The sequence below is a fragment of the Streptomyces sp. 3211.6 genome (assembly GCF_003634815.1).
Taxonomy (GTDB): Bacteria; Actinomycetota; Actinomycetes; order Streptomycetales; family Streptomycetaceae; genus Streptomyces; species Streptomyces katrae_A.
Genome location: NZ_RBXC01000001.1, coordinates 6,871,009 through 6,893,511 on the forward strand (window position 1 = coordinate 6,871,009; position 22,503 = coordinate 6,893,511).

Here is a 22,503-nt window from a genome sequence, read left to right on the forward strand (position 1 = left end):
TTCTGTCGGGCCTTCCTCAGTGGTACTTCGCCTGCAACTTCCTTTGCAGGGAGGTCAATTCGCTCGGGGAGAGAACCGGCGGTGCCGTCGCGGCCGGCTCGTCGGCGGCGGTCCCCCGGTTCGCCTCCCCGGCCGGGGGCGCCGGTGGCGGCTGGGCGCCGTCCTGGGGCTCGGGCACATCGACGGGCACGGGCATGGTGGCCTCCTCCGCTCGGGTCTAGGGGATGCTCAGGAACAGGCTCAGGACGTCCTCGCGGGCGAAGAGCCTCGTCGCGGCCGCAGCTGCGGCCTGCGGATCGGGTGAGGACGATGCGGCCGGGAACACGACGGCCACGGCGTACGGCGCCTTCGCCTCGCCGAGGACGGAGGGCTGGCTAGGGGTCAGCAGACCGGAGGCCGAGGCCCGAAGCCGCTTGGCGGCTCGCAGCCCCGCCGTGAGGTCGAGGGAGTCCACCGCCAGAACGGCGACGGAGATCTCGATTCCGTACGCATTGGCCGGATCCGTCGGGTCGAACTGCGGCGGTGCGCGCAGCCGGATTTCGGCGACCAGGTACTCGCCGGCGTCCCGGAGGTCCTCGACCGTCGCCAGCTGGTGCCGGTGCATGAATTCGTCGAGATCGAGAAAGGGGACCTGCGCGCGAAAGTCGTCCAGCGTGGAGATGCCGTCGACCATCCGCGTCACCACCGACTCCACGCCGCCCGGATCGACTTCGGCGACCAGGTCGACGTGGACGCGGGCGAGCAGATCGGCCCAGATCGGCTCGTGCGTCACGGTCAGCCGCAGATCGTCCCGAACGTAGTTCGGCACGGTCCGGCTGAGGTCGCCGCTGACGCGCCGGACCGGGAAGAATGGCTGCTGCAGCACGATGTCGCCGACCCGGATGTCCGCGACCCGGTCGATGCGGGCGAATGCGAGCTCATGGGTCGCGTTGATCAGGGTGAGAATCCCACTGCTGTCGTCCGCCGGGGCCAAGGCGTCCTTGAGGCGGCCGGGATCGCTCAGTGCGAGCAATACGGTGTCGGAGAACGTACCCATGATCGCGATATGTCCCGCCGTTCCCTGGTGTGCCGCACGGATACTCAGGCGCGGGCCCCATTGGAGCAGATCCGGGACCGGTTGTGGGTTATCCGTATGCAAACCGGTGTGGCGAGTCGGAAGATGGAAATTGCCCCAATGCAAAATATGGAAAGATTGTCATTCATGTGAACGGTGCCGCCGTCAAGACCGCTTTTCCCGGTGTGTCCGCCGGTCTGGGGTCCATGCCCCTGCTTCGCGCTTATCGCATACCGCAGCAGGGGCCTACTGGAGAATAACTCCTTGATCTTCTGGGCTGTATGGGCCCTACGGTGAGGGTATGACGGATGAGACGGGCAGTGCTGGGTGTGAGGTGTCCGCCCGGTTGCCGCCGCAACTGTATGAGCGGCAGCGGCGCCTGACACTGGGGGCGGCGGCTCGGGCGCTCGCCGGAGGCGTCCCGCCCCGGGAGGGGAGGTCCTCGGCCGCTCCGGGGCCGGGCCGGTGCCGAGCCGGCCGGCCAGATACCCGTGTCGGTGGGTGGATTGCGGGCGCCTCCGTCGGCGGGGATCCTGAAGTGTAGGCACATCACCGGCTTAACGAGCCTGCCTGGTATTCGTTGAGCCCGACCCGGTGTTTGACACGTCTCCCGTCTGGAGGGTGGCGGTCGGGCCACAGGATGCTGAGCACGACGGATCAGGAGACCGCCATGCCCGTCCCCGACCCCTTGCGCGACATGGGTCTGCTGGCAGACGGCGCGGCCCCGGCGGACGCCGGACCGGAGGCTGCGGGCGGCCCGCTCCTCGACACGATCACTGTCGGCCGAGCCCCCTTAGAGGTGGCCCTAACGCCCGACGGACGCCGCGCCTACGTCGCCAACGCGGGATCCGACACCGTATCGGTCATCGCGATCACAACCGCCGGGCGGCTCAGCGGCACCATCACCGTCGGTAGCGGGCCGCGGGGGGTGGCGGTTTCCCGGGACGCCAGCAGGGTCTACGTCACCAACGGCGGGGAGGACACAGTTTCCGTCATCGACAGCGCATCGGGACAGCTGACGAACACTGTCACCGTCGGTAGCGGGCCGCGGGGGGTGGCGGTCGCCCCGGACGGCGGGCGCGTCTACATCGCCAACGGCAGTGCGGACTTCGTGTCGGTGATCGACACCGCCACCGGCGTCGTGACGGGCACCGTACCGGTCGGAGGCGGCCCGGTGGGGCTGGCAGCGAGCGGGGACGGGCGGCGCGTCTACGTGGCCAGCGCGGCTGCGGACTCGGTGACGGTGATCGACGCCGGGACCCTCCGGGTGACCGCCACCGTCACGATGAGCAGTGCCCCAAGGGGGGTGGCCGTGTCCCCGGACGGGCGGCGCCTCTACGTCACCCTCCCCGACGCGGATTCGGTCTCGGTGATCGACACCGGCGCGCTCGCCGTGGTCGGCGCGTCGCTCCCGGTGGGCGTCAATCCGGCAGGGCTGGCGGTCACCACGGACCGTCTCTTCGTCGCCAACGCCGGATCGGCCGACGTGTCGGTCATCGACACGGCCACCGGACAGCAGGCCGGCGCCCCCGTGCCGGTCGGCCTCAATCCGGCAGGGCTGGCGGCCACCCCGGACGGCCGCCGCGTCTACGTCACCAACGCTGCCGGGAACACGGTGTCGGTGATCGACGCCGAGACACTCCACGTCGCGGACCCGATCCCGGTCGGAGCCGCCCCGGTCGCGGTGGCCGCGGCCCCCGACGGCCACGTGTACGTGGCCAACGGTGCCGACGGGACCCTCTCCGTCGTCGACGACACCGCGACGCACCAGGTGGAGCGCACCATCCCCGTCGGCCCGGGGCCGTCCGCCCTGGCTGTGGCCGCGGACGGCCGGACCGTCTACACGGCGGACGCGGCTGGGTCCACGGTTTCCGTCATCGAGAGCGAAACCGGTCATGTGATTGACATTCTGGACGTGGGACTCGATCCCCTAGGGGTTGCGATCACGCCCGACGGCGGCCACGTCTTCACCGCCAACCACGGCGACGGGACCGTCACGGTGATCGACATGGTCAACGCCCGTGCCGCGTCCGTCGCTGTTCCGTCCGACCCCCACAGGGTCGCAGTCACTCCGGACGGCCGCCGGGCCTATGTCACCAACGGCGACTCCGTGTCCGTGTTCGCCGTCGGCTCCAGTCACCTCATCCACACCATCGCCCTGGGTGCGGCCAGCAGTGGAGTGGCGATTTCACCCGACGGCCGTCACGTCTACGTCACCCACGTGGGCGCCGGCCGGGTCTCGGTGATCGACACCGACCTCGAGGACGTGGTCGGCGCGCCGATCATCGTCGGCGAGCGCCCGTTCGGCGTGGCCGTCTCACCCGACAGCCGTCGCGTCTTCGTGGCCAACGCCGGCGGCAACTCCGTCTCGGTGATCGACGCCGCCACCGCACAGGTCATCGGTTCGCCCATCCCCACCGCCATCCTGCCCAGCGATATCGCGGTCGCGGCGGACGGCCGTCGCGCCTACGTCACCCACGTCGCGCTGGGCAGTGTGTCGGTCATCGACACGACGCTGTGACTGGCCTCCGGACCGGCATCGGCGCGGACGAGCTGGAACCGCCCACCCCGTCCGCCCGTCATCTCCTCAGGGACACCACAGGCTCAAAAGCCCCCCTGCTCTTCACGTTTCGCTCTTCACCACCACCATGGCCGACACCGTCGACTCGCTGGTCGCCCGTGCTCACGAACTGCTGGTGACGCACCTGACCCATGCTGCCGCCGCGGCGGTGCCGGGGCAGGACGTCCTCTCCTCGCTCGCGCGTCAATTCCTCGGCACCCCACCGGGCGTCGACGTCGCCGCAGGCTTCCACGACGTCATCGCGCGCGCCAGGGCGCTCGGCCCCGACGGCACATGGCTCGTCGCCGCGGGCCACGCGAGCCTCGCCGGCATGGCCCTGGCAGGCGGACCGGGCCGTCCTCCACCTCGACGCCGCGGTGGCAGCCGGCTTCAACGACTGCGTGGCGCTCCACATCGCCCCCCTCCGTCCGCTGCACCACGATCCCCGCTTCCGAGCCCTGTACCAGCGGATGCGCGTCACCCCGGCCGACCTCGACGAGCTCTTCTGGCTGCACCAGGAAATGCAGCTCATGTCGAGGGACGCCCAGAACGCGTGCGTCGACAACATCGGCCGCCTCGACACCGGGGTGTCGCTGCTCCCACAGCCCCCATGCCGACCCGCGAACCGAACACCCGCGGCATACTGATCACCGCATCGATCTCGCCGCGACCCAGAGCGCGCTCCAAAACGCCGCCGTGAAAGCGGAGTTCCAGCGCTGCGCCAGCAACACCAGCCTCGGTCTCATAGACGACTCGTGGGACCACCCCCGTGCCGTGCGCGATGCCTGGCACGCCGACGAACTGGAATCCCGGCGCCGCCAGGCCGCCGAGGCCCGAGCCTTCGTCGAACGCCCGGGAGCCGGCACCATGCTCATCCCCTGCCCGCCGCTGGGCTCGATCCCCTACCCGGCCTGAGGAAGGCCCGGACCGGCACGGTGGCCGGTGAGGCTCCTCTGCCGGAGTCCACCCGCCATATCGCGCGCCCGATCCCTGTCCGCGTGCCGCCACCGAGGACACCCCGCAGTCGCCGCAAGCCGCTTGAACGAAGTCCTGGTGCAATCACTGGAACACGCTGGTGTCGATCACCGAGATGGTGTCCGCTCCGCGGATGGTGACGTAGGCGTGGCGGCTGTCCGGAGTCACCGCCACCGCGTGCGGGAGATTGCCGACGGGGACGGTTGCGATGACTTCCTTGGTGGTGGTGTCGATCACCGAGACTGTGCCCAAGGCGAATTCGGTCACGTAGGCGCGGCGGCCGTCCGGCGCCACCGCCACGTCGGTGGCAATACTGCCGCCGCTGCCCTCGGCGAGAGGGGCAATGAGGATGGTGACGGCCACCTGGTCGGTCCTGGTGTCGATCACCGACACCGTGCCCGAGCCATCGTTGGGGACATAGGCGCGGCGGCCGTCCGGGGTCACCGCCACCGTGCCGGGGAAGGTGCCGACGGGGATGGTGGCGGTCACCCGGTTGGTGCCGGTGTCGATCACCGAGATGGTGTCCGCTCCGCGGTTGGCGACATAGGCGTGGTGGCCGTCGGGGGTCAGTGCCAGCCCGTTGGGACTCTGGCCGACGGGGATGGTGGCGGTCACCTGGTTGGTCCTGGTGTCGATCACTGATACGGCGCCCGGGAGATTATTGGTCACGTAGGCGTGGCGGCCATCCGGGGCCACCACCACTCCGACGGGGGAGGTGACCCCGGTGATGGTGGCGGTCACGTGGTCGGTGCGGGTGTCGATCACCGACACGGAGTTCGAGTTGAGGTTGGTGACGTAGACGCGGCGACTGTCGGGGGTCACCGCCACCCCTTGGGGGCCCTGGCCGACGGGGACGGTGGCGGTCAGCTCGTTGAGGTCGATCTCGTCGATCACCGAGACCACGTTCGCACCGCCGCTGGTGACGTAGGCGCGGCCGCCGTCGGGGGCGACCGCCACCCCGGCGGGGGCAGCGCCGACGGGGACGGGGGTGCCGGTCACCTGGTTGGTCGCGGTGTCGATCACCGAGACCGTGCCCGAGCCCGCGTTGGCGACGTAGGCGCGGCGGCCGTCGCGGGTCACCGCCACCGCGACGGGGATGACGCCGACGGGGACGGGGGTGCCGGTCACCTGGTTGGTCGCGGTGTCGATCACCGAGACCGTGCCCGAGCCCGCGTTGGCGACGTAGACGCGGCGGCCGTCCGGGGTCACCGCCACTCCGGCGGGGTTGGTGCCGACGGGGATGGCGGCGCCGGTCACCTGGCCGGTTGCCGTGTCGATCACCGACACGGAGTCCGCTTCGGGATCGGTGATGTAGGCCCGCAGGCCGTCGGGGGTCACCGCCACTGCGCGCGGGTTGGTGCCGAGCGGGATCGGGCTGCCGACCACCTGACCGGTGCCGGTGTCGATCACCGACACGGAGGCGGAGCCCCCGTTGGTGATGTAGGCCCGCAGGCCGTCGGGGGTCACCGCCACTGCGCGCGGGTTGGTGCCGACCGCAATCGGGCTGCCGACCACCTGGCCCGTGCCGGTGTCGATCACCGAGACCGTGCCCGAGCCCGCGTTGGCGACGTAGACGCGGCGGCCCTCTGGGGTCACCGCCACTCCGGCGGGGTTGGTGCCGACGGGAATGGGGGCGCCGGTCACCTGGCCGGTTGCCGTGTCGATCACCGACACGGTGCCCGCATCAACGTTGGCGACGTAGGCCCGCAGGCCGTCGGGGGTCACCGCCACGCCACGCGGATTGCTGCCGACGGGAATCGGCGTACCGACCGCGTGGCCGACGCTGATCGCGATCACGGACACCGTGTCCGAGCCGGAGTTGGCGACGTAGGTGCGGCGGCCGTCCCGGGCCACCGTCACAGCGGTGGGGTCGGTGCCGACGGCAACCGTGCTGATGGCCGACCCGACCGAGGACGCCGCCGGCCCGGCTGTCGATCCGGCGCTTCGGCCCGGGTCGCGCGGGCCCAGGTGATCGAGAATGCCCACGGCAACCTCCCACATCGATCCTGCCCTGCGTCCCGACTGCCGCTCCTTCAGGATGGCCGCCCCCGCTTGTGCCCGCCACCCGGGTGGAAGGCGGCACTGGGCTTCGCCCAAGGCCGGGTAGTTAAAACCTCGCGCTTTCATGAAGCGGGCTGTCCGGCTGGTGATCGCGAAAGCAGAAAGTGCCTCTGACCAGCGAGAATGAGGATTGCTGAGGTCCTTGTTCCCGCCACCGTCGGAGGCACTTTCCAGGTGAAGAAGCGTATCGGGTCCTACCCGCGTGTCCGCGTCGAGGGCGGCGGCCGCGGAGTGGTTTCGCAGGCTGGCGCGGTGCTGCTGGTCGAGACGGTTCTCAAGACTGGCCTTGATCAGGCGATATCGGCGGCGCTCGCCCCGTGGCGCAAGCAGCGGGCTGTCCACGACCCGGGGAAGGTCCTGCTGGACGTCGCCCTCGCGGTCGCGCTGAGCGGGGACTGCCTGGCCGATGTGAGCATGCTGCGGGCGGAGCCGGCGGTGTTCGGGCCGGTGGCCTCCGACCCGACGGTCTCCCGGCTCATCGACACACTGGCCCGGGGCGGGAAGCGGGCCCTGACCGCGCTCCGTGTGGCCCGCACCGAAGTGCGCGAGCACGTTTGGAAGTTGGCCGGTGATGCAGCGCCGGACGCGGGCGGGCAGGTGATCGTGGACATCGACGGGGTCCTCGTCCTGGCGCACTCCGAGAAGCAGGACGCCGCCGCGACCTGGAAGAAGACGTTCGGGCACCATCCGCTGATGGGGTTCGTCGACCACGGCCGGAGCGGGTCCGGCGAGCCGGTCGTGGGCCTGCTGCGGCCTGGCAACGCGGGCTCCAACACGGCCGCCGACCATATCGAGGCCACCACACTGGCGCTGGCCCAGCTGCCGAAACGGCTCCGGCGGGGGCGTCAGACGCTGATCCGCACCGACTCCGGCGGCGGCACCCACGAGTTCGTCGCCTGGCTCACCCAGCGTGGAAGGTGGCTGTCGTACTCGGTCGGCATGACCATCACCGAGCAGATTCACCAGGCCGTACTCAAGGTCCCCGCCCCGGCCTGGACGGCGGCGGTCGAGCCCGGCGGCGACATCCGTGACGGCGCCTGGATCGCCGAGATCACCGGCGACTGCCTCAAGGGCTGGCCGAAGGGAATGCGGCTGATCGTCCGCAAGGAACGGCCGCACCCCGGTGCCCAGTTGCGGATCACCGACGCCGACGGACTGCGGCTCACCGGCTTCGCCACCAACACAGTGGACGTTCCGATCGCCGCACTCGAACTGCGGCACCGCCAGCGAGCCAGGGCCGAGGACCGCATCCGTGCCGCCCGCGCCACCGGCCTGCGCAACCTGCCCCTGCACGACACCGCGCAGAACCAGATCTGGCTGGAGATCGTCCAGATCGCCCTCGACCTCCTCGCATGGATGCCCATGCTCGCCCTGACCGGCGAAACCCGCAGGTGGGAGCCCCGCCGTCTGAGGCTCCGCCTCTTCTCCGCCGCCGCCCACCTCGTCACCACCGCCCGCCGCCGGCACCTGAGGTTCGCACGCCACTGGCCCTGGACCGACGTGATCACCGACGCCCTGGCACGACTCGAAGCTCTCCCGAACCCTGGCTGACCAGCATGTTCCCGTCCCTGCGAGCAGCACCATCCCGACCGAAGCCGTGGAACCCGGCGCCCACCCGACGCGACAGCCGGGCCATCAGCCTGACCACCACCAGCCCGAACGACCGAAACGGCCCGCCAAAGAAGTCGACGGACCGTCACGAAAGATCGAGGCTAGTGAGCCGTTTCAGCGCTGAGCCAGCCCCACGTCGACGGTGTGTCTCACTTGGTAACTTCGAGGGAAGCTCACTGTTGTGCCTGATGCGCAGCGGTCAGAATTCCAGCAAAGCGATGCATGTCTTGCTCGCTCAAGTCTCCCGAAATCTCCACGGAAACTTCTCCGACTTTGAAGGTGACGGAAGGGGTCGAAGGTGGCTGAGTGTCGAACCATTTCCGTACAGCGTCAATTGCAGCAGGAAGCGCGAGGACCGACGAGACGATCAGCGCAACGATCGCTACAGGATCGCCGAGAACTCCTGGAGGGGCAACGTCAGACTCGAAAGAGGCGTTACTAACTGCTCCAGACCGGACGAGCCATCTGCGCAGAGACTCGGCGGATCGGGGATCTTTGACCGGCGAAGTGATTACAACTTCCGATCTAGCTTCCATCTGGCTTCCATCCCTTCAACGAATGCCTTGCTGCTATCTCGACCTCTGCGAAAGCTGACCTCGGCGGTCAGTGCGGCGCCAATTGCACATACCATGAGTGGGGTATAAATGCTCCACACGTCAAAGATGATGCAAATTGGAACCAGGGCAATCGCGAGTGTCAACACAATTGCGACACCGATAGTTGCGAAACGCTTTCGGATCTTCCGATCAGCCTTGCGTTGGCTTGCCTCCTCTTCCGAACCTTCTAGTGGCTTGTACCTTTTCAGGAGGGTCCACGCCTGGCGGAGGCGTTTATCCATTTCCTGCTTTGCAGCCTCTGGTTCATCATCTCCGTGTACAAATTTCCCGAGGACCGCCAGGTGTCCAACGTCTTTTACCCACTGCTCAAGCGCTGCAATAAGGACTGTGCGATCCTCGTGCGCAATTCCTGAAATCATGGACTCAATGGCGGCCTCCTTTCTTAGGAACGGGTTTTCTGTAAGCATGATCGAGTCGCCGCCGTCTCTAACCTGTCGAGATGGTGTTGGGAAACCCTGAGCTTCGCATTGAGTCTTCACGAATTTGAAGACCGACTCTGCGCTGAGAACTTTTCCTGCCCCGGGGACACCGTCCTCAAGTGCCTTGATGAGTTCTCCCGTGAAAGTGGTGAACTCGGCTCCTTCTGGCGCTAGTGACTGCTCGGTGGCGGCTGATGAGGTCATAACATACGAACCTCTGATGGCGGTAACTCCATCTGCGAGTGGACTCAGGGTGTCGAGGCCAGCGCCACTGTAGCAACTGTCAATGACAACGAGGCGTCGCGAAAGCCCACATTCTGCAATATGCTCTCGAAGTCGATCGAATTCCAGGTAGGAGTAGTAGGCGTGTTTTCTGGAGTCGGCGACGGACAGCAGTAGTCGACCTGAAATGGGATGGGCAAGTCCATGGCCGGCATAGTAGAAGAACAATGATTCGGCACCGCTCTGGAAGGCGGCATCAAGAGCCTTGAAAACCATCCTAGGGTCGGTGGGATTCTCCACTATGAAGCATCTTTCTAGGGGAATCCCGAAGTCGGGCGAAGTCACCAGCTCCTTCAGAGTGCGAATGTTGTTCTCAATGGAGTTTACATTCTTCAGGTGCTCATAGGAGTGGACGCCGACTAGAACGGCGGCTCCCGCTTCCCATTCGGGTAGCGCCGAGGCTGCGGGGAATTGCGTTTTGTTGAGACGCTGCGCGAGTGACATGAGTTGCCTCTCGCCTGAGAACTCCAAATGAAGGTTGCTGATCTTTTCTAGAATGCCCATCTCGCGGAGCTGGGCAAGGCTGATGAGCCCAATCCATTCGTCATGGTCCAACGACTCATCGGCCCAGTCGCATAGGACGCAGATAAGGGCATAGATTTGCTTGGGAATGTGCGGAAGTTCAAGTGTGGATGGATCTCCGTAGATCCATGTCTTGATGTCTTGAGGGGAGACCGCGGTTAATAGCCAGGGGCAGCGGTTGGTGGCTTTGGTAAGTGCGCGCAGCGAGCTGGATTTGAAGGCGGCACGTCTCGCCGACCTCGCGCTCGCAGCTAGTGCCTGGAGTTTCGGCCACAGTTCCGGGCCGGAAAGCTCTTCCGGCGCCCACTCTTCCATTCAAATCCCCCGGTCCACTTGCCTGTGGCTGCCGCAGGAGAGCATAGCGCCAACGCGACGAGGTCCACCCATGGCCGCTACAACTCGTCTGCACGGTACCGCTCCTGGAGCGCGTCACTGCCTATCAGGGCACGTCCTGACCCTCCCCGCCCTACTGGTTGCTTCAGAAGGGGGCTGGGAGGTCACCGTCCTCGAGCCTTTTGAGAACCTGCGTGAAGTCACCGGAGTCGAGGATGCCGGCGGGCACCGGAGTCGAGGATGCCGACGGGCACCGGGGTCATGTTGCGAACAGGAGGGGGTCGGGGTCGGGCCAGTGGAAATCTTGGCCCGGGGTGACGAGTTGCATCGGGCCGGGGTGAGTTCACTGAGGTGGTGGGAGTCGCCGAGGCGCCAGTCGTTGGTGGTGATGCCGCGTTTGGCGGAGAGTTTGCGGCCCTCCTCCAGCATGCTGGGATAGGGGTTGGCGGCGATGACCTCGCGCGCATACATGGCCAGGGGGATGGCGATGGCCCCTGTGCCTGTGCCGAGGTCGAGAGCGGTCTGGGTGCCGTCGAGGCCGGGTTGGGTGACGTAGTGAGTGAAGAACTCGGGTGAGTACCCTGCCCGGTGCTTGGCCTTGGGGGCGGTGGAGGCGAACAACTCGTCAGGTTCGTAGCGCACGATGGGCTCCTTCAGGACGGGTCTGGTTGGCGTCGGGGTGGGATGACGGGCATGCCGAGGTTGATCTGGCGGGTCATGCCAGCGAGCTTGTGCTCGGCCGCGGCAATGGTGATCTCCAGCCCTTCGACCTCGCCGAGCCAGCCGCGTTCGTGGGCCTCGGTCAGGCGGTCGCGGAGGTTGACGATGATCTCGTCGAGCCGGTGCTTTTGGGCGGGGTCGGGTTGCAGGAGCGGGCACCGCAGGCAGGCGTGTTCGTGCGCGCAGGGAGTTCCGTAGCCGCGGCCACAGGTTCCGAGTTCGACCTTGCGCTTGGCGAAGTGCTGGTGGAACTCCTCCCATTCCTCCGAAGTGGGGTCGCGGTACTCCTCGCTCGGCCGGAGCTGGCGGCGCCGGGCGAGGAAGGCGCGGTAGTGCCGGAGCATGTCCTCGGGATAGACCGCCATGTAGTGCTCGGTGGTGGACAAGTGTTCGTGGCCGAGGATCTTGGCGACGATGTGCGGGGGCAGTCCGCTGCTGACGGCCTCGCTCGCGAACAGCCTCCGAAAGTCGTGCGGGGTCAGCTTCAGTTCTCCGTGTCCGAGCGCGGTCAGGGCCTCGTTGACCAGGCGCTGCACGTAGGTGTCGGTGAGCACGCGGCGCTCGAGTCCGTGGCGGCGCTGGAAGAGGAACGGCAGTGGTGGGCTGAGTACGCGGTCGTGGGGGTCCCACCGCTGGAGTACGGGGACGGTCTCGTGGCCGTCACGGACTCTCTGCTTGACCTTGGCCAGAACGTGGGCGAGCTCTGGCGGGACGAGCAGGACACGCTCGGCGTCGGTCTTGGACGGGACGATCTGCAGCAGAGGCACCGTTTCACCGGAATCGGGCAGCCGCAGGGTGGTGAGAGCGGTCTGGGTGATCTCGAGCAGTTCTTCGACCCGGACGCCGGTGTAGAAGAAGGTGTTGACCACCGCCCAGGTCCAAAAGGCCCGCTCTTCGGCACGAAGCAGGTCGACGTGCGTGCCGGTGTCCGGGTCGGTGGCGTGCAGGCGGCGCAGACCCGCTGGGTCATGGTCCCTGACGGCTGGGTAGCGACGGCGGTGGTAGGTGCGTCCGCCGTGGACGAACTCCTCACCCGGGGCGACGGCACGGGCCCGGTCGATGAACTCCTGCTGGAAGCGGAGTCGCTCCTCGACGCTGGCCATCAGTTGTGGCAGCAGGGGAGCCAGCTGGCGGACCTTCTGGTGCATCCGGGCCGTGACGTGCTTGCGGTGCTTGGCGACTCCCTTGGTGTCCTGCAGTGAGACCGGACACGGGGCCGCCCACTGTGCCCAGTAGGCGTCGTGGAGCGCCCACTGGGAGATGTCGAGGTAGAAAGCGCGGACGGCGAAGAGTACCGAGTAGCCCTCGTAGGGACGGTCCGGGTTGTCGTGTCCCATGCGCTTCTTCCACGCCTGGGCGACGTCGCAGGACAGGTGCAGGCTGTCGATGCCGGGGTGGTGCTCCTCAAGGTCCTTCCAGAAGCGCTTCGCGAGTTTCCAGATCAGCTGGCGAGTGGTGCTGTAGTCGATGGCCGGGGCGCGTTCAGTGACGTACCGGATGATCAGGTCGCGGACATCCGGGCAGGACAGGCCGTAGAAGTCGACCATGTCGGGGATGGTGGGCCGCTGCCGGCGCTGGGCATCGTGCAGGGTCGGCGTCCCTGACGGCAGGACACCGAGCTGCCGCAGAAGATCCCAGGCCAGCGTGAGGCCGCGCGGGCGCTGCCCTTTCCGGGAAGCCAGGACACGGCACATGTCGAGCATGTCCTGGCTGGTCAGACCGCGTGGGGCTTTCCCGGTGTGCGCGAGCGGAATCGTCAGCATGCGGACGGCGTGCTGCTCCTGCACTCGGGTGACTTTCCGCACCTGGCACTCATCACGGACGGCGTTGAAGAACTCAGCATCCCGGATCTGGCGCAGTCGCTCGAACCCCGCGGTGAAGCGGAACCGGCCGAGCCAGTCATAAGACGGACGGACGACGTCCAAGCAGAGCAAGACACCCAGCCCGTGCGTGATCGCGCCGCTCTTGAAGGCACTCGCACGTACCGAGTCGCCGAACAAGGTCGCCACGTCCGGGGCCTGGTTCCAGCCGCCGCTGTGCCAGCGCTCTTGCCAGCAGGAGCCCTCCGCACGGCGCAAGGCCGCCAGGACCATACGGACACCCCGGGCGGCCTCCTGCTGCCGCGACTCAGAGAGCGCGGGCAGAGCAGCAATACGGTCGATGATGTCCTCTTCACTCAGGAGGGTCGTCGGCCACGGCTTCCACTCTGCTGCCGAACCGCTCGGCGCCGCGTCCGAGGCGGGAAGAGCATCATCGGTCCGTGACGGGAGCGTGGGAGGAGCAACAACCCTCATCGGGCTCCTCCGAACAGTTCGAGCATGTCGTCGGCGTTGTAGCCGAGCACCGAGGACGGTAGGTGCGGCCGGGCGTCGTGGCGCCGCTGTGGATTCCGCAGCCGTTCGAAGTGCTCACGCGCGTGAGCCAGCAACTCCTCCTGTCGTGGCTGCAGATACGGCTCGGTCGACCGCAGGGAACCGTGCCCGGCGATGTCCCGAACCTCCACCAGGTTCAGGTCCTGCGACATCCGCATCAGCGCAGTGTGCCGTAGATCATGCAGCGACCAGTCCGTGCCCAGTGCCTCCTGGGCCCGCAGCAGCACGGCGCGGGCTGCGTCGTACTCCAAGGGGCGGAGCGGTCTCCTGAGCGTCCAGAACACCGGCGCAGTACGGCGCAGGCACGAGACGGGCAGATCTCGCTGATACAGCCGCAGCCACACGAACGCGTCCGGCGAGGCCGGCACGTGCTGCAGGGCCTTCGTGCCCTTGCGGATCACCCCGATGGTCTGGTTCCCTGGATCCACCAACCCGTTGGTGACGCCCAGCAGTTCACTCGGGCGTGCACCGCTGCTGACGTAGAAGGCGAGAAGCGCGCGGTCGCGGTCGTACCTCATCGCTGCGAACAGCTCGTCGAACGCCGCATCGGGCAGGGACCGCGGCGCCCGCTTGGGAACCTTCTGCCGCAATGGGGCCTTGCGGCTGCTCGGGAACGCCTGAAGCGGATTGTGATGCGCCGCGTACCGCTCTTCACCAGGGCCTGGCCGCCGGGCCGGAATCGGATTGAGGAGCGGACCGGCACCCGTACTCATGTGATGCCGGTAGAACTCGCTCACCACCGACAGCGTCTGGTTGATCGTGGCTGGTGCGGTGCCCGCTCCTGGGCGCCGCTTTCCGGTCCGGGCGTTCACCGTACCCGCCCGGCCAGGTCGGGGCCTGCGACGGTGGAACTTGTTCTGCTGCAGCCACAGCGTGAAGTCCCGCGCCTCCACGCTGGTCGCCCGGTTCCAATAGACCTCGACCGCCCACAGGAATCGGAACCAGCGCAGCAAGGCACGTGCGTACGCCTCGATGCTCAGAGGTTCGAAGCCGCACGCCTGGCACGTGCGCAGGTAGTCGAGAACCGACACCACCGGCTGGTCCTGTGCGTCGAGGACCAGGAACGGCACGTCGCCGCCGTAGGGAGCGACCCGCCCGACCTGCTGCAAATGCAGGCGACCGACATCGCGGACAACCATGGATTCTTTCACAAGGCAGCAGTTGAGCAACATCCGCCTCCTCCCACACGCAGACACGCCGCAACTCACCTGACCTGGCATTATTCGACGCTTAGTTCACTAAACGGGGTGGAACGCCCGGCAGCAGGTGACTAGGTCTGCCTGGTAGCCGGGTTGGGCGGGGGCGAACTTCTCGGCCGGGACGGCGTGCACGGTGGCGGTGCGCTCACCCAGCTGGGGTCCGAGCTCGTCGAGCGCGGTGCGGAGCATCCCCTCGTCCTGGTCCACGAGGTCCAGGTGGGATGCGGGAGGCAAGGTCGGCAGCATGGACAGGGCGACCCGTCCGGTGCCGGCGCCGAGGTCCAGCAGCCTGGGCGCCGCCACGCCGGCCAGTTCCCGGGCCAGGAGCTGGATCACCCGGTCGGGCAGCCGGGGGCGGTAGCGGGCGTAGTAGTGGTCCACCGAGTCGAACAGGGACACGGGTCTCCGATCTCGTGGTGTGGGCGTGGCCGTCAGCTGCGGGTGTCGGGGACCTAGGGCAGCCAGGGCACGGCGGTCTCCCGGAAGGTCTGGTTGACCGGGACCAGGTCAGGCGGGTTGCCCAGCGCGGAGAGGGTGACCGCGATGCTGGTGGCGCCGTCGTCGAGGGCGCAGATCTGGCTGCCGCAGGACGGGCAGAAGCCGGGCTTGGAGTCCGGCCACGTGTAGTGCCACGACGGCTCGGCGCCAGACCAGGCCAGACCGTCGAGCGGGAAGGAGACCCACGACATCATCGGTGCCCCCGACAGGCCCTGGCAGTCCCGGCAACTGCAGGTGTGGGGGTAGTCGGGCTCTCCGGTGACCGTGAACTGGACCTTCCTGCAGAGGCAGCCGCCCGACCGGGCAGCGGTGGAAGTGGGGGCGGGTGAGGTCATGAGGTGAACTCCTCTGGCATCAAGGTGGGTTCGAGGGCTTGCGGCGGGACGCTCGCTGACGGCCGGAGGGCGGCGGGCAGTGGCCAGGACAACTCGTTCGGCCCGCTGCCGGCGCTGACCCACTGGGCTCCGTCCGGTTCGAGGTGCAGTCGGTAGGAGGACGGTGCTCCGGCCGCCTGCCATCGGGTGGCGGTGTCCTGGATCTCCGCCCAGATGTCACGAGGCCCGCAGACCGTGACCGTCCACGTCCCGGAGTCGTCCGGCCGGGCAGTGACCCAGGACCCGCAGTCGGGGGCCCCGATGACCAGGTGGTCGGCAGCCCAGTTCCGTACGAGCCCGGGGTGCAGGTGGTCCAGGGCCAGCCACAGACCCCGCGCATCATCCGGCGGCGGGCCCGTGTGCGTGGTGCGGGTGCTGCCCCCGTCCGCGGCCTCGATCCGTCCCCGCAGACCGGGCTTCAGGTAGAGCTGGCTCCAGCCGTGGCCCGCCCGGTGCCCGAGTCGCACCGCTTCCAGACGGGCCCGGACGCGCCCGCTGCCGGTCCTGGTGAGGACCGCCAGGCCCGGCCAGGAAGGCGAGGACGTCGACAAGGTCGCCAGCCCCAGCCCGCCGGCGGCCAGCTGCTGCGGCCAGGCCTCGGGCACCCGGGTGACCGCGTACGACACGAAGATCCGGTCGTAGTCGGCGCCGGCAGGCCAGCCGTTCTGCCCGTTCCCCGTCACGGCCGTCGGCCGGTGGCCGAGCAACGCCAGCCGCTCACGGGCGGCGGCGGTGACGTGCTCGTCCCGGTCCACGGTAACCACCCCGGCATCACCTGCGATCACGCACGCGACGGCCGCGGTCACTCCCGCACCGGTCCCGACATCCAGGACCCGCTGACCCGGCCGCAGATCCAGTTGCTGGAGGCGCGCGACGGTCATGCCAGCCGTGCTGGACATCGCCGTCATCGACCCGCCCGACCTCGGGGTCGGCACCCGGCCCAGGACCGGCTCGCCGTCGTGCTGGACCAGCACGCTCTCTCCTCCGTACAGCAGCCCGAGCAGCTCCTCCCGGTCCGCGGGCACTTCCCAGTCGAGCAGGTCCCAGCGGGGCGGGGTCTCGTCCGGGCCGCTGCGTCGCACGTACGCCTGCGGCATCAGCACCTCCCGCCGCACCGCGAGGAACGCGTCCCGGACCGGGCCCGCCCGGAGATGGCCGGCCGCTTCCAGCCCGGCGACCATCTCCGCCCGCGCGACCCTCGCTCGATCCTCAGGGGAAGTTTCGGTCCGGGCGGGCGGTACGAGGGGATCGGGCACGTACGACTCCTTGGGCAGGGGGACGGGGACTGCGGGCGGGAAGCGCGGGGCGGTCAGGTCCACCCGAGCTCGGTGTAGGGGCGACCGGCTCGGATGCCTTCGATCGCCGCTCGGGTGTAGGGGACGATCGGCTCCGGAAGGGCGTCGGCGGGCCACCAGCCCCAGGAGACACAACGGTCCGGCTCTCGAACCTCGGGTGTTCCCGTCCACTGCCGGGCGCGGAAGACGAAACCGATTCTGGGCTGGTCCCCGGGCTCGTCGACCATGTGCACCACGTGGGCGAGCTCGACGTCGGCCGGGTCGATGAGCAGCCCGGCCTCTTCCTCCGCCTCGCGGACCAGGCAGGCCACGGCGGACTCCTGCTCGCAGTGCCCGGCGAGGAAGTGATGCGTGCCACCGGCGTACGCGGAGCCGGGGTGGCGCAGGCCGAGCAGCACCTGGCCTTCGCGTTCCAGGTAGAGGTGGACGCCGACGATGTGCGGAACGCTGGTGCTGCCCGCCTTCGGCCTGTCCGGCCCGAGGGCTCCGCCCTGCGGCGCCGTCGTGCTGCGGGCGGCGTGCTGGGCGTGCCGGCGTACGAGGTCCAGGGTGGAGGGGCTCAGCCTCAGGCGCTCCATGGTGTCGGGGTGGAACCAGGCCAGCATCACTCCCTCGGTGAGCGGCAGCCGCGCGGGGTCGCCGTTCCACTGGGCGGTGAACACCTGCACCGGCACGGTCAGGCCGTTGGCGCCGGTGGCGAGCTCGACGGCGAACGGCTCCAGCCCAGCCAGCTCGAGCCCGGATTCCTCTCGCAGTTCACGGCGGACGGTGTCGTCGAGCGAGGTGTCGCCGGGCTCGCGGCCTCCGCCGAGTAGCGCCCAGGCCCCGGGCTCCCAGATGCCGGGGATGTCGTCGCGCAGGTGCAGCAGGTAGCGGCCGTGCCCGTCGTGGATCAGCGCCGAGGCGTTGACCGGCTCGATGCGGCCGTCGAGCCCGGATGCGGTGAGCTTTTCCCGCAGCTGCGGGGCCGTGACCTTGTCGAAGGCGACCCACTGTGGGGCCGAGACCTCCTCCGGCTGCACCGTGACCTTGACGTCCTTGTCCACCAGTTGGAAGACGAAGCGGAAGTCCCAGTGCTGGTGCGCGGCCTCGCCCTTGGCCGGGTTGGCGTCGATGTCGAAGACGTCGATGTCGATGGGCAGGTCCCCGTAGGCGGCGGTGGCGCACAGGGCGCCGGGCGGGATGCCGGCCTCCTCGTGGATCTCGCGCAGCGCCGTCTCCAGCAGACAGCGATCCGCGGCCTCGACGTGCCCGCCGGGTGCCAGCAGGAGCCCGAAAGTGTTGTGGTGGACGAGCAGCACCCGGCGGTCCTGGTCGACGACGACCGCACTGCACGTGACGTGCCCCGGCATGGTCGAGCGGCTCGTGGGCTCGTCGTCTTCGTCCAGCAACCGCAACAGAGGTGTCAGCAACGGACCTTCAGCCGGGTGCCTTTCCAGGTAGGCGGTGACGAGATCGCGGATGTGTGCGCGGGCGGGTGGCAAGAGGGCCTCACAGGTCGGTGGGACGGCGGGATGGAGGTGTCGGCGGCGCTCACGGGTGAGGGTCCGCTCCGGCGGCATCAGCGGGTGGACGTGTACCTCGGGCGAGGGCGGAGTCGTCGGGGGGAGGTGCGGGGATGGGCATCGCGGTCAGGCGGCTGACCTGGGAGTGCCAGAGCACGATCACCGGCAAGACCAGCACCAGCGTCCCGACGGCCAGAGCGGTACGTGCCCCGAACGAAGTGGCTACGGCGCCGCCGGCCAGGGCCGCGAACGGCTTGCTCCCGGAGACCAGCCATGTCGACGTCTGCTGCGCCCGCGCCTGCAGGTGAGGTGGGCAGATCTGCTGGCGTAGAGACCGCTGGGTGGTACCTGCCACCGCCGCGGCGGCGAGCTGGAGCCCGCCCGCCGCGGCGAGGACGGCAAGCCAGACGGGCCCCGGCCGAGCGAACAGCAGGGGCACGCCCGCCACTGGGCAGGTCGCGAATCCGGCGAGCAGGGTGGGGCCGGGGCCGAACCGGGCCACGACCCGCGGCGCTGCCAGGGCGCCGGCGAGCGCGCCCGCGCCGGAGACACCCATCACGACCCCCAGCCCAGTCGGTCCCGCCTCCAGCGCGGTCAGCAGGTAGTACGCGAACAGCGCTCCAGTCACACCGACACCCACACCGGTCAGGGTCAGCGCGAACACGAGGTCCCGGACCAGCGGAGTCCGCGCGGTGTAGGCCAAGCCATCCCAGATCTCCCCGGCCAACCGGCGCCTGGGCCGCCCCTCGCCCGCCGCCGGCTGACCGGGCTCCGGAATCCGGGCCGCGCAGCAGGCGGACACCAGGTACGACAAGGCATCCAGCCAGAAGGCCCTGGCCGCGCCCACGGCCGCGACGACCGAAGTGCCGAGGTAGGTTCCGGCCGTATCCGCCGCCCCGAACGCGGAACCCACCCGGGCGTTGGCCCGGTGCAGCAGGGCGGGTTCGACCAACTGAGGCACGATCGCGATGGCCGCCGCCTGGTGCAGCACGGTCACCGCACCCAGGACCAACGCGACCGCGTACAGCACGGACATCGACAACACCCCGGCCAGCGCCGCCACGGGAACCACCGTGACGACAGCAGCACCGGCCAGGTCGGTGCCCACGAGCAGAGCCCGCTTGGCGTACCGGTCGACGATGCCGCCAGCGGGGAGGGCCAGGAGGAAGGTGGGCAGGTGAGCCAGGGAGGCGAGCAGAGCGGCTTGCCCGGCCGTCGCGTGCAGTTCGAGGACGGCCAGGGTCGGCAGCGCCACCAGGTGCACCGACGTCCCGACCAGGCCGGCGGACTCCCCGCCGAGGTACAAGCGGAACCCCGTCCCAAGTACCGGTGCCCTCTTGCGGACGGAAGGCTGGGGGCCGGGCAGCGTCACCACAGGACGGTCTCCGCCAATAGCCGCCCCTTGGGCAGCGTGAGGGCGGCCCGGCCGGCGATCAGGGCATCGGGAACCGGGACAGACGGACGGCACTCGGTCTGCGATCGGGTCTCGTCGCTTCCCGCCGCCGGGCAGACGTTCACCCCACCGTCCCGTTCTTGGATTGCGGCGGCGGTCATGCGTTGTCCTGGGCGTGCAGGGTGTCGTGGTCGCCAGCCGACTGGTTGGGGATCGTGGCATCGAAGGCTGAGGCCTGGACGAGGTAGGCGTCGCGGAAGTCGCCCGTGCCCGTCGACGGGTTCATCAGTTCCTCGAAGGTGCCCGACTCCGCGACCCGGCCGCCCTTCAGGACGTGGATGAGGTCCGCATGGCGTACGGAGTGCAGGCGGTGGGTAATGAGCACGATCGTCTGCCCGGTGGTCGCGGCCAGGGCCCTGATCTGGTCGAAGACCCGCTGCTCCGCGACCGCGTCCAGGGCGCTGGTGGGCTCATCCACGATCAGGATCTCGGCCTGGCGGTACTTGGCCCGCGCGATGCCGATGCGCTGCCACTGACCGCCGGAGATCTGGTGCCCGCCGCGGTATCCGCGAGCCGGCAGCGTGCCGAGCCCGCGAGGCAGGTCGTCGAGGACCTCGTCGGCACCGGAGAAGCCAGAAGCTTCCTCGACCGCCCGGTCGTCGATGCCCTGACCGGGCTGGCCGATACCGACGTTCACCCGGAACGTGAAGGGCCAGTGGTAGAAGTCCTGCGACATCAACGCGACGCGGCCGAAGACCTGGTCGCGGTCGGCGGTACGGGCATCCACGTCGTCCCACCAGATCGTGCCGCTGCCCTCGTCTGGCAGGTAGAGGCCGGCCAGGAGCCTGACCAGGGTGGACTTGCCAGAGCCGTTCTCACCCACCAGCGCGATGATCTTCCCCGTCGGGAACGACAGGGACACCTCGCGCAGCGTGGGCTCGGGCAGGCGCTCGTCGCTGCCGGGGTACGTGAAGGTGACCTTCTCGAACCTAACCTCCCGCAGCCGCTCCGGCAGCGGGACCCCGCCCACGGGGATCGCCCGGGTCTTGGCCTCCCGACACAGCCGCTCGAAGTCGGCGACGAACAGGGACTCCTGGTGCAGTTCAGAGACCTGGAGCACCAGGCTGTCGAGGCTGGCGGCGCCCGTGCGGATGGCCAGCACCGCCGTTCCCGCGACGGCGAGCTCCATCGCCCCGCCCCACAGCAGGGCACCCAGGACGCTGTAGGTGAGGAGGGTGGCGAGGCCGCTGGCACCGTCGGCGGCGAGCCCGATCCGGGCGGCCCGGCGCGCCAGCCTGGTCTGCTCGCGTTCACTCGTCTCGGCCATCGTCCGGAAGTGGCCCAGCAGGAACGGCCCGACGCCGTGGACCCGGACCTCGGGAGCCGCTTCCTTCTGGGTCAGCAGCTGGCCGAGCAGGTGCCCGGCGCGGGCGTGCTGGACGAAGGCGTGAAACGAGATGTACCGCTGGCGGGAGATCATCAGCGAACTCCACGCACTCGGCAGCGTCATCAGCACCAGCAGCGGCAGCAGCACCGGGTGCAGGACGGTGAGCACGCCGGCCGCCGCGATCAGCGACACTGCGGAGTTCAGGGTGTTGGTGCAGTACCGGATCATCCGTCGAGCCGAGTCGGTGCCGTAGCGGGCGGCGTCCAGCAGACGGTGGAACTCGTCGTCTTCGATCGCCGACAGCTCCGTGCGGTGCACCAGGCCGAGGTACTGCTCGGTGGCGACTCTTTGGACCTTCGGCTCCAAGGCCCCGGTGGCCGCAGTCGAGGCCGAGCGTAAGAGCGAGCCGAGGAACGCCGTGACGGCCACGACCGTGAGCGCGGGAAGCGCCTGGATCAGGCGCTCGTTGGTGCTGCCGGCCGCGAGGACGTGGCCGAGGACGCTGTTGACCGCGACCAGGCTGACCGCCTGCGCGATGCCCCGCCCGGCCTCCGAGGCCAGGACTACCCGTAGGGCCCGTGCGTCGGCGAGGTGGGCGAGCCGCAGGCCGGTCCCCGCCAGCCGGGGGAGCTGGCGCGCCATCGTCCAGAGCCCGAGCTTGAGCCAGGCGCCCTCGTGCTGGTCCCAGCCGATGTCGTAGGCCAGCTCGCCGCCGAAGAGGAGCCGCTCGGAGTCCGACACCCCCGCGGCGCCGGATCCGCTCGTCGAATCCTTGCTCACGCGGCCCTCCCGGTATCCGGTCGTGAGTTGCCGGCAAGGGAAGACGTGGCGTCAACGCGGAGCGCGCAGGACGGGCGCGAGCACGCGGGAGGTCGGGGATGTTCGATTGCAGCGGCAGTGTCGAGCCTGTTCCGCATGGGATTCACGGGGTCCTCCGGATGGGCGCATGGTTGGTACTGGTGCTCTAAGAACGGCTCCCGATCGGGTGCGTCACGGCCGAATCGGGAGCGGATGATGAACGAATGTTCTGATCCGGCCTGGCGGGCTTGGCAGGCCTGCGGTGGCGGCGTTGAAACTCGCTCGAACAGGTTCCTGTCGCTCCGCTGGGGGATTGCGGGCATTGGCGCGGTCGCCGGGCCGGGCGTCTGCGGGCATGCCGGGGAGGGCAGCGGCGGTATGCACCGATGCCCTGTGGGCTCCGAGGAAGGCTCATGCCGTGGTGGCCTCCAGGGCCTGGTTCCAGGTACTGATGTCAGCGGGATCGAGGGCGGCGACGGGGTGGCGAAGTATTCGTGATCGACGAGGTAGAGGGCCGTGATGCCGACG

General features: G+C 68.9%; 17 protein-coding genes. 4 read left to right on the forward strand and 13 right to left on the reverse strand.

Going from position 1 to position 22,503, the window contains the following annotated elements:
* Positions 1–217: 217 nt before the first annotated feature.
* Complete coding sequence (locus tag BX286_RS31570) at positions 218–1,036, reverse strand: hypothetical protein (protein WP_121017067.1); 819 nt, start codon at positions 1,034–1,036, stop codon at positions 218–220.
* A gap of 688 nt (positions 1,037–1,724) precedes the next feature.
* Here BX286_RS31570 and BX286_RS31575 point away from each other — a divergent pair.
* The 3 genes from BX286_RS31575 (at position 1,725) to BX286_RS37640 (ending at position 4,529) form a co-directional block, all read left to right on the forward strand.
* On the forward strand, positions 1,725–3,575 hold the full coding sequence (locus BX286_RS31575; RefSeq protein WP_187344229.1) for a beta-propeller fold lactonase family protein: 1,851 nt from the start codon (positions 1,725–1,727) through the stop codon (positions 3,573–3,575).
* 416 nt (positions 3,576–3,991) lie between these two features.
* Positions 3,992–4,261 carry a hypothetical protein gene (locus tag BX286_RS37635; protein WP_148710307.1) on the forward strand — a complete coding sequence of 90 codons (270 nt, stop codon included), beginning with the start codon at positions 3,992–3,994 and terminating at the stop codon, positions 4,259–4,261.
* 49 nt (positions 4,262–4,310) lie between these two features.
* Positions 4,311–4,529, forward strand: a complete 219-nt coding sequence (locus BX286_RS37640; protein WP_121017071.1) for a hypothetical protein — start codon at positions 4,311–4,313, stop codon at positions 4,527–4,529.
* Between the two features lie 144 nt (positions 4,530–4,673).
* On the opposite strand, the gene BX286_RS31590 is transcribed toward BX286_RS37640, so the two are convergent.
* Positions 4,674–6,575 (reverse strand): beta-propeller fold lactonase family protein, encoded by a 1,902-nt coding sequence (locus BX286_RS31590; RefSeq protein WP_261993564.1) that lies wholly within the window; start codon positions 6,573–6,575, stop codon positions 4,674–4,676.
* A gap of 249 nt (positions 6,576–6,824) precedes the next feature.
* On the opposite strand from BX286_RS31590, the gene BX286_RS31595 reads away from it, so the two are divergent.
* Positions 6,825–8,201, forward strand: a complete 1,377-nt coding sequence (locus tag BX286_RS31595; protein ID WP_121017074.1) for an IS1380 family transposase — start codon at positions 6,825–6,827, stop codon at positions 8,199–8,201.
* A gap of 233 nt (positions 8,202–8,434) precedes the next feature.
* Here the strand turns inward: BX286_RS31595 and BX286_RS38120 are convergent, their stop codons facing one another.
* The 11 genes from BX286_RS38120 to BX286_RS31640 all read right to left on the reverse strand — a co-directional run bounded on the left by BX286_RS38120 (position 8,435) and on the right by BX286_RS31640 (position 21,819).
* Complete coding sequence (locus BX286_RS38120) at positions 8,435–8,797, reverse strand: effector-associated constant component EACC1 (RefSeq protein WP_222842065.1); 363 nt, start codon at positions 8,795–8,797, stop codon at positions 8,435–8,437.
* Entirely contained in the window at positions 8,773–10,416 is a 1,644-nt protein-coding gene (locus BX286_RS31600; protein WP_121017076.1) for a caspase, EACC1-associated type, read from the reverse strand. The genes BX286_RS38120 and BX286_RS31600 overlap by 25 nt, the downstream gene beginning before the upstream one ends.
* Before the next feature lie 671 nt (positions 10,417–11,087).
* Complete coding sequence (locus BX286_RS31605; RefSeq protein WP_121017077.1) at positions 11,088–13,448, reverse strand: site-specific integrase; 2,361 nt, start codon at positions 13,446–13,448, stop codon at positions 11,088–11,090.
* Positions 13,445–14,698 carry a tyrosine-type recombinase/integrase gene (locus BX286_RS31610; RefSeq protein WP_187344230.1) on the reverse strand — a complete coding sequence of 418 codons (1,254 nt, stop codon included), beginning with the start codon at positions 14,696–14,698 and terminating at the stop codon, positions 13,445–13,447. The genes BX286_RS31605 and BX286_RS31610 overlap by 4 nt, the downstream gene beginning before the upstream one ends.
* Positions 14,699–14,764: 66 nt before the next feature.
* The gene (locus BX286_RS31615; protein WP_187344231.1) at positions 14,765–15,124 is read right to left on the reverse strand and encodes a class I SAM-dependent methyltransferase; all 360 of its coding nucleotides are present in this window, start codon (positions 15,122–15,124) and stop codon (positions 14,765–14,767) included.
* A gap of 53 nt (positions 15,125–15,177) precedes the next feature.
* On the reverse strand, positions 15,178–15,558 hold the full coding sequence (locus BX286_RS31620) for a GFA family protein (protein ID WP_121017080.1): 381 nt from the start codon (positions 15,556–15,558) through the stop codon (positions 15,178–15,180).
* Positions 15,555–16,778 (reverse strand): protein-L-isoaspartate O-methyltransferase, encoded by a 1,224-nt coding sequence (locus BX286_RS31625; protein ID WP_121017081.1) that lies wholly within the window; start codon positions 16,776–16,778, stop codon positions 15,555–15,557. The genes BX286_RS31620 and BX286_RS31625 overlap by 4 nt, the downstream gene beginning before the upstream one ends.
* A 128-nt stretch (positions 16,779–16,906) precedes the next feature.
* On the reverse strand, positions 16,907–18,283 hold the full coding sequence (locus tag BX286_RS31630) for an NUDIX domain-containing protein (RefSeq protein WP_315974771.1): 1,377 nt from the start codon (positions 18,281–18,283) through the stop codon (positions 16,907–16,909).
* A 142-nt stretch (positions 18,284–18,425) separates the two neighbouring features.
* On the reverse strand, positions 18,426–19,772 hold the full coding sequence (locus tag BX286_RS31635; RefSeq protein ID WP_261993565.1) for an MFS transporter: 1,347 nt from the start codon (positions 19,770–19,772) through the stop codon (positions 18,426–18,428).
* Positions 19,766–19,951 carry a hypothetical protein gene (locus BX286_RS37645; RefSeq protein ID WP_261993566.1) on the reverse strand — a complete coding sequence of 62 codons (186 nt, stop codon included), beginning with the start codon at positions 19,949–19,951 and terminating at the stop codon, positions 19,766–19,768. The genes BX286_RS31635 and BX286_RS37645 overlap by 7 nt, the downstream gene beginning before the upstream one ends.
* Positions 19,948–21,819 carry an ABC transporter ATP-binding protein gene (locus tag BX286_RS31640; RefSeq protein WP_261993658.1) on the reverse strand — a complete coding sequence of 624 codons (1,872 nt, stop codon included), beginning with the start codon at positions 21,817–21,819 and terminating at the stop codon, positions 19,948–19,950. Before BX286_RS31640 ends, BX286_RS37645 begins: the two co-directional genes overlap by 4 nt.
* Positions 21,820–22,503 lie beyond the last annotated feature (684 nt).

Bases quoted from the DNA above. Each gene is read 5' to 3' on its own strand.
- BX286_RS31570 (WP_121017067.1), bottom strand. From the start codon at position 1,036: ATGGGTACGTTCTCCGACACCGTATTGCTCGCACTGAGCGATCCCGGC.
- BX286_RS31575 (WP_187344229.1), top strand. From the start codon at position 1,725: ATGCCCGTCCCCGACCCCTTGCGCGACATGGGTCTGCTGGCAGACGGC.
- BX286_RS38120 (WP_222842065.1), bottom strand. From the start codon at position 8,797: ATGGAAGCTAGATCGGAAGTTGTAATCACTTCGCCGGTCAAAGATCCC.
- BX286_RS31600 (WP_121017076.1), bottom strand. From the start codon at position 10,416: ATGGAAGAGTGGGCGCCGGAAGAGCTTTCCGGCCCGGAACTGTGGCCG.
- BX286_RS31605 (WP_121017077.1), bottom strand. From the start codon at position 13,448: ATGAGGGTTGTTGCTCCTCCCACGCTCCCGTCACGGACCGATGATGCT.
- BX286_RS31610 (WP_187344230.1), bottom strand. From the start codon at position 14,698: ATGTTGCTCAACTGCTGCCTTGTGAAAGAATCCATGGTTGTCCGCGAT.
- BX286_RS31620 (WP_121017080.1), bottom strand. From the start codon at position 15,558: ATGACCTCACCCGCCCCCACTTCCACCGCTGCCCGGTCGGGCGGCTGC.
- BX286_RS31625 (WP_121017081.1), bottom strand. From the start codon at position 16,778: ATGGTCGCCGGGCTGGAAGCGGCCGGCCATCTCCGGGCGGGCCCGGTC.
- BX286_RS37645 (WP_261993566.1), bottom strand. From the start codon at position 19,951: ATGACCGCCGCCGCAATCCAAGAACGGGACGGTGGGGTGAACGTCTGC.
- BX286_RS31640 (WP_261993658.1), bottom strand. From the start codon at position 21,819: ATGGCGCGCCAGCTCCCCCGGCTGGCGGGGACCGGCCTGCGGCTCGCC.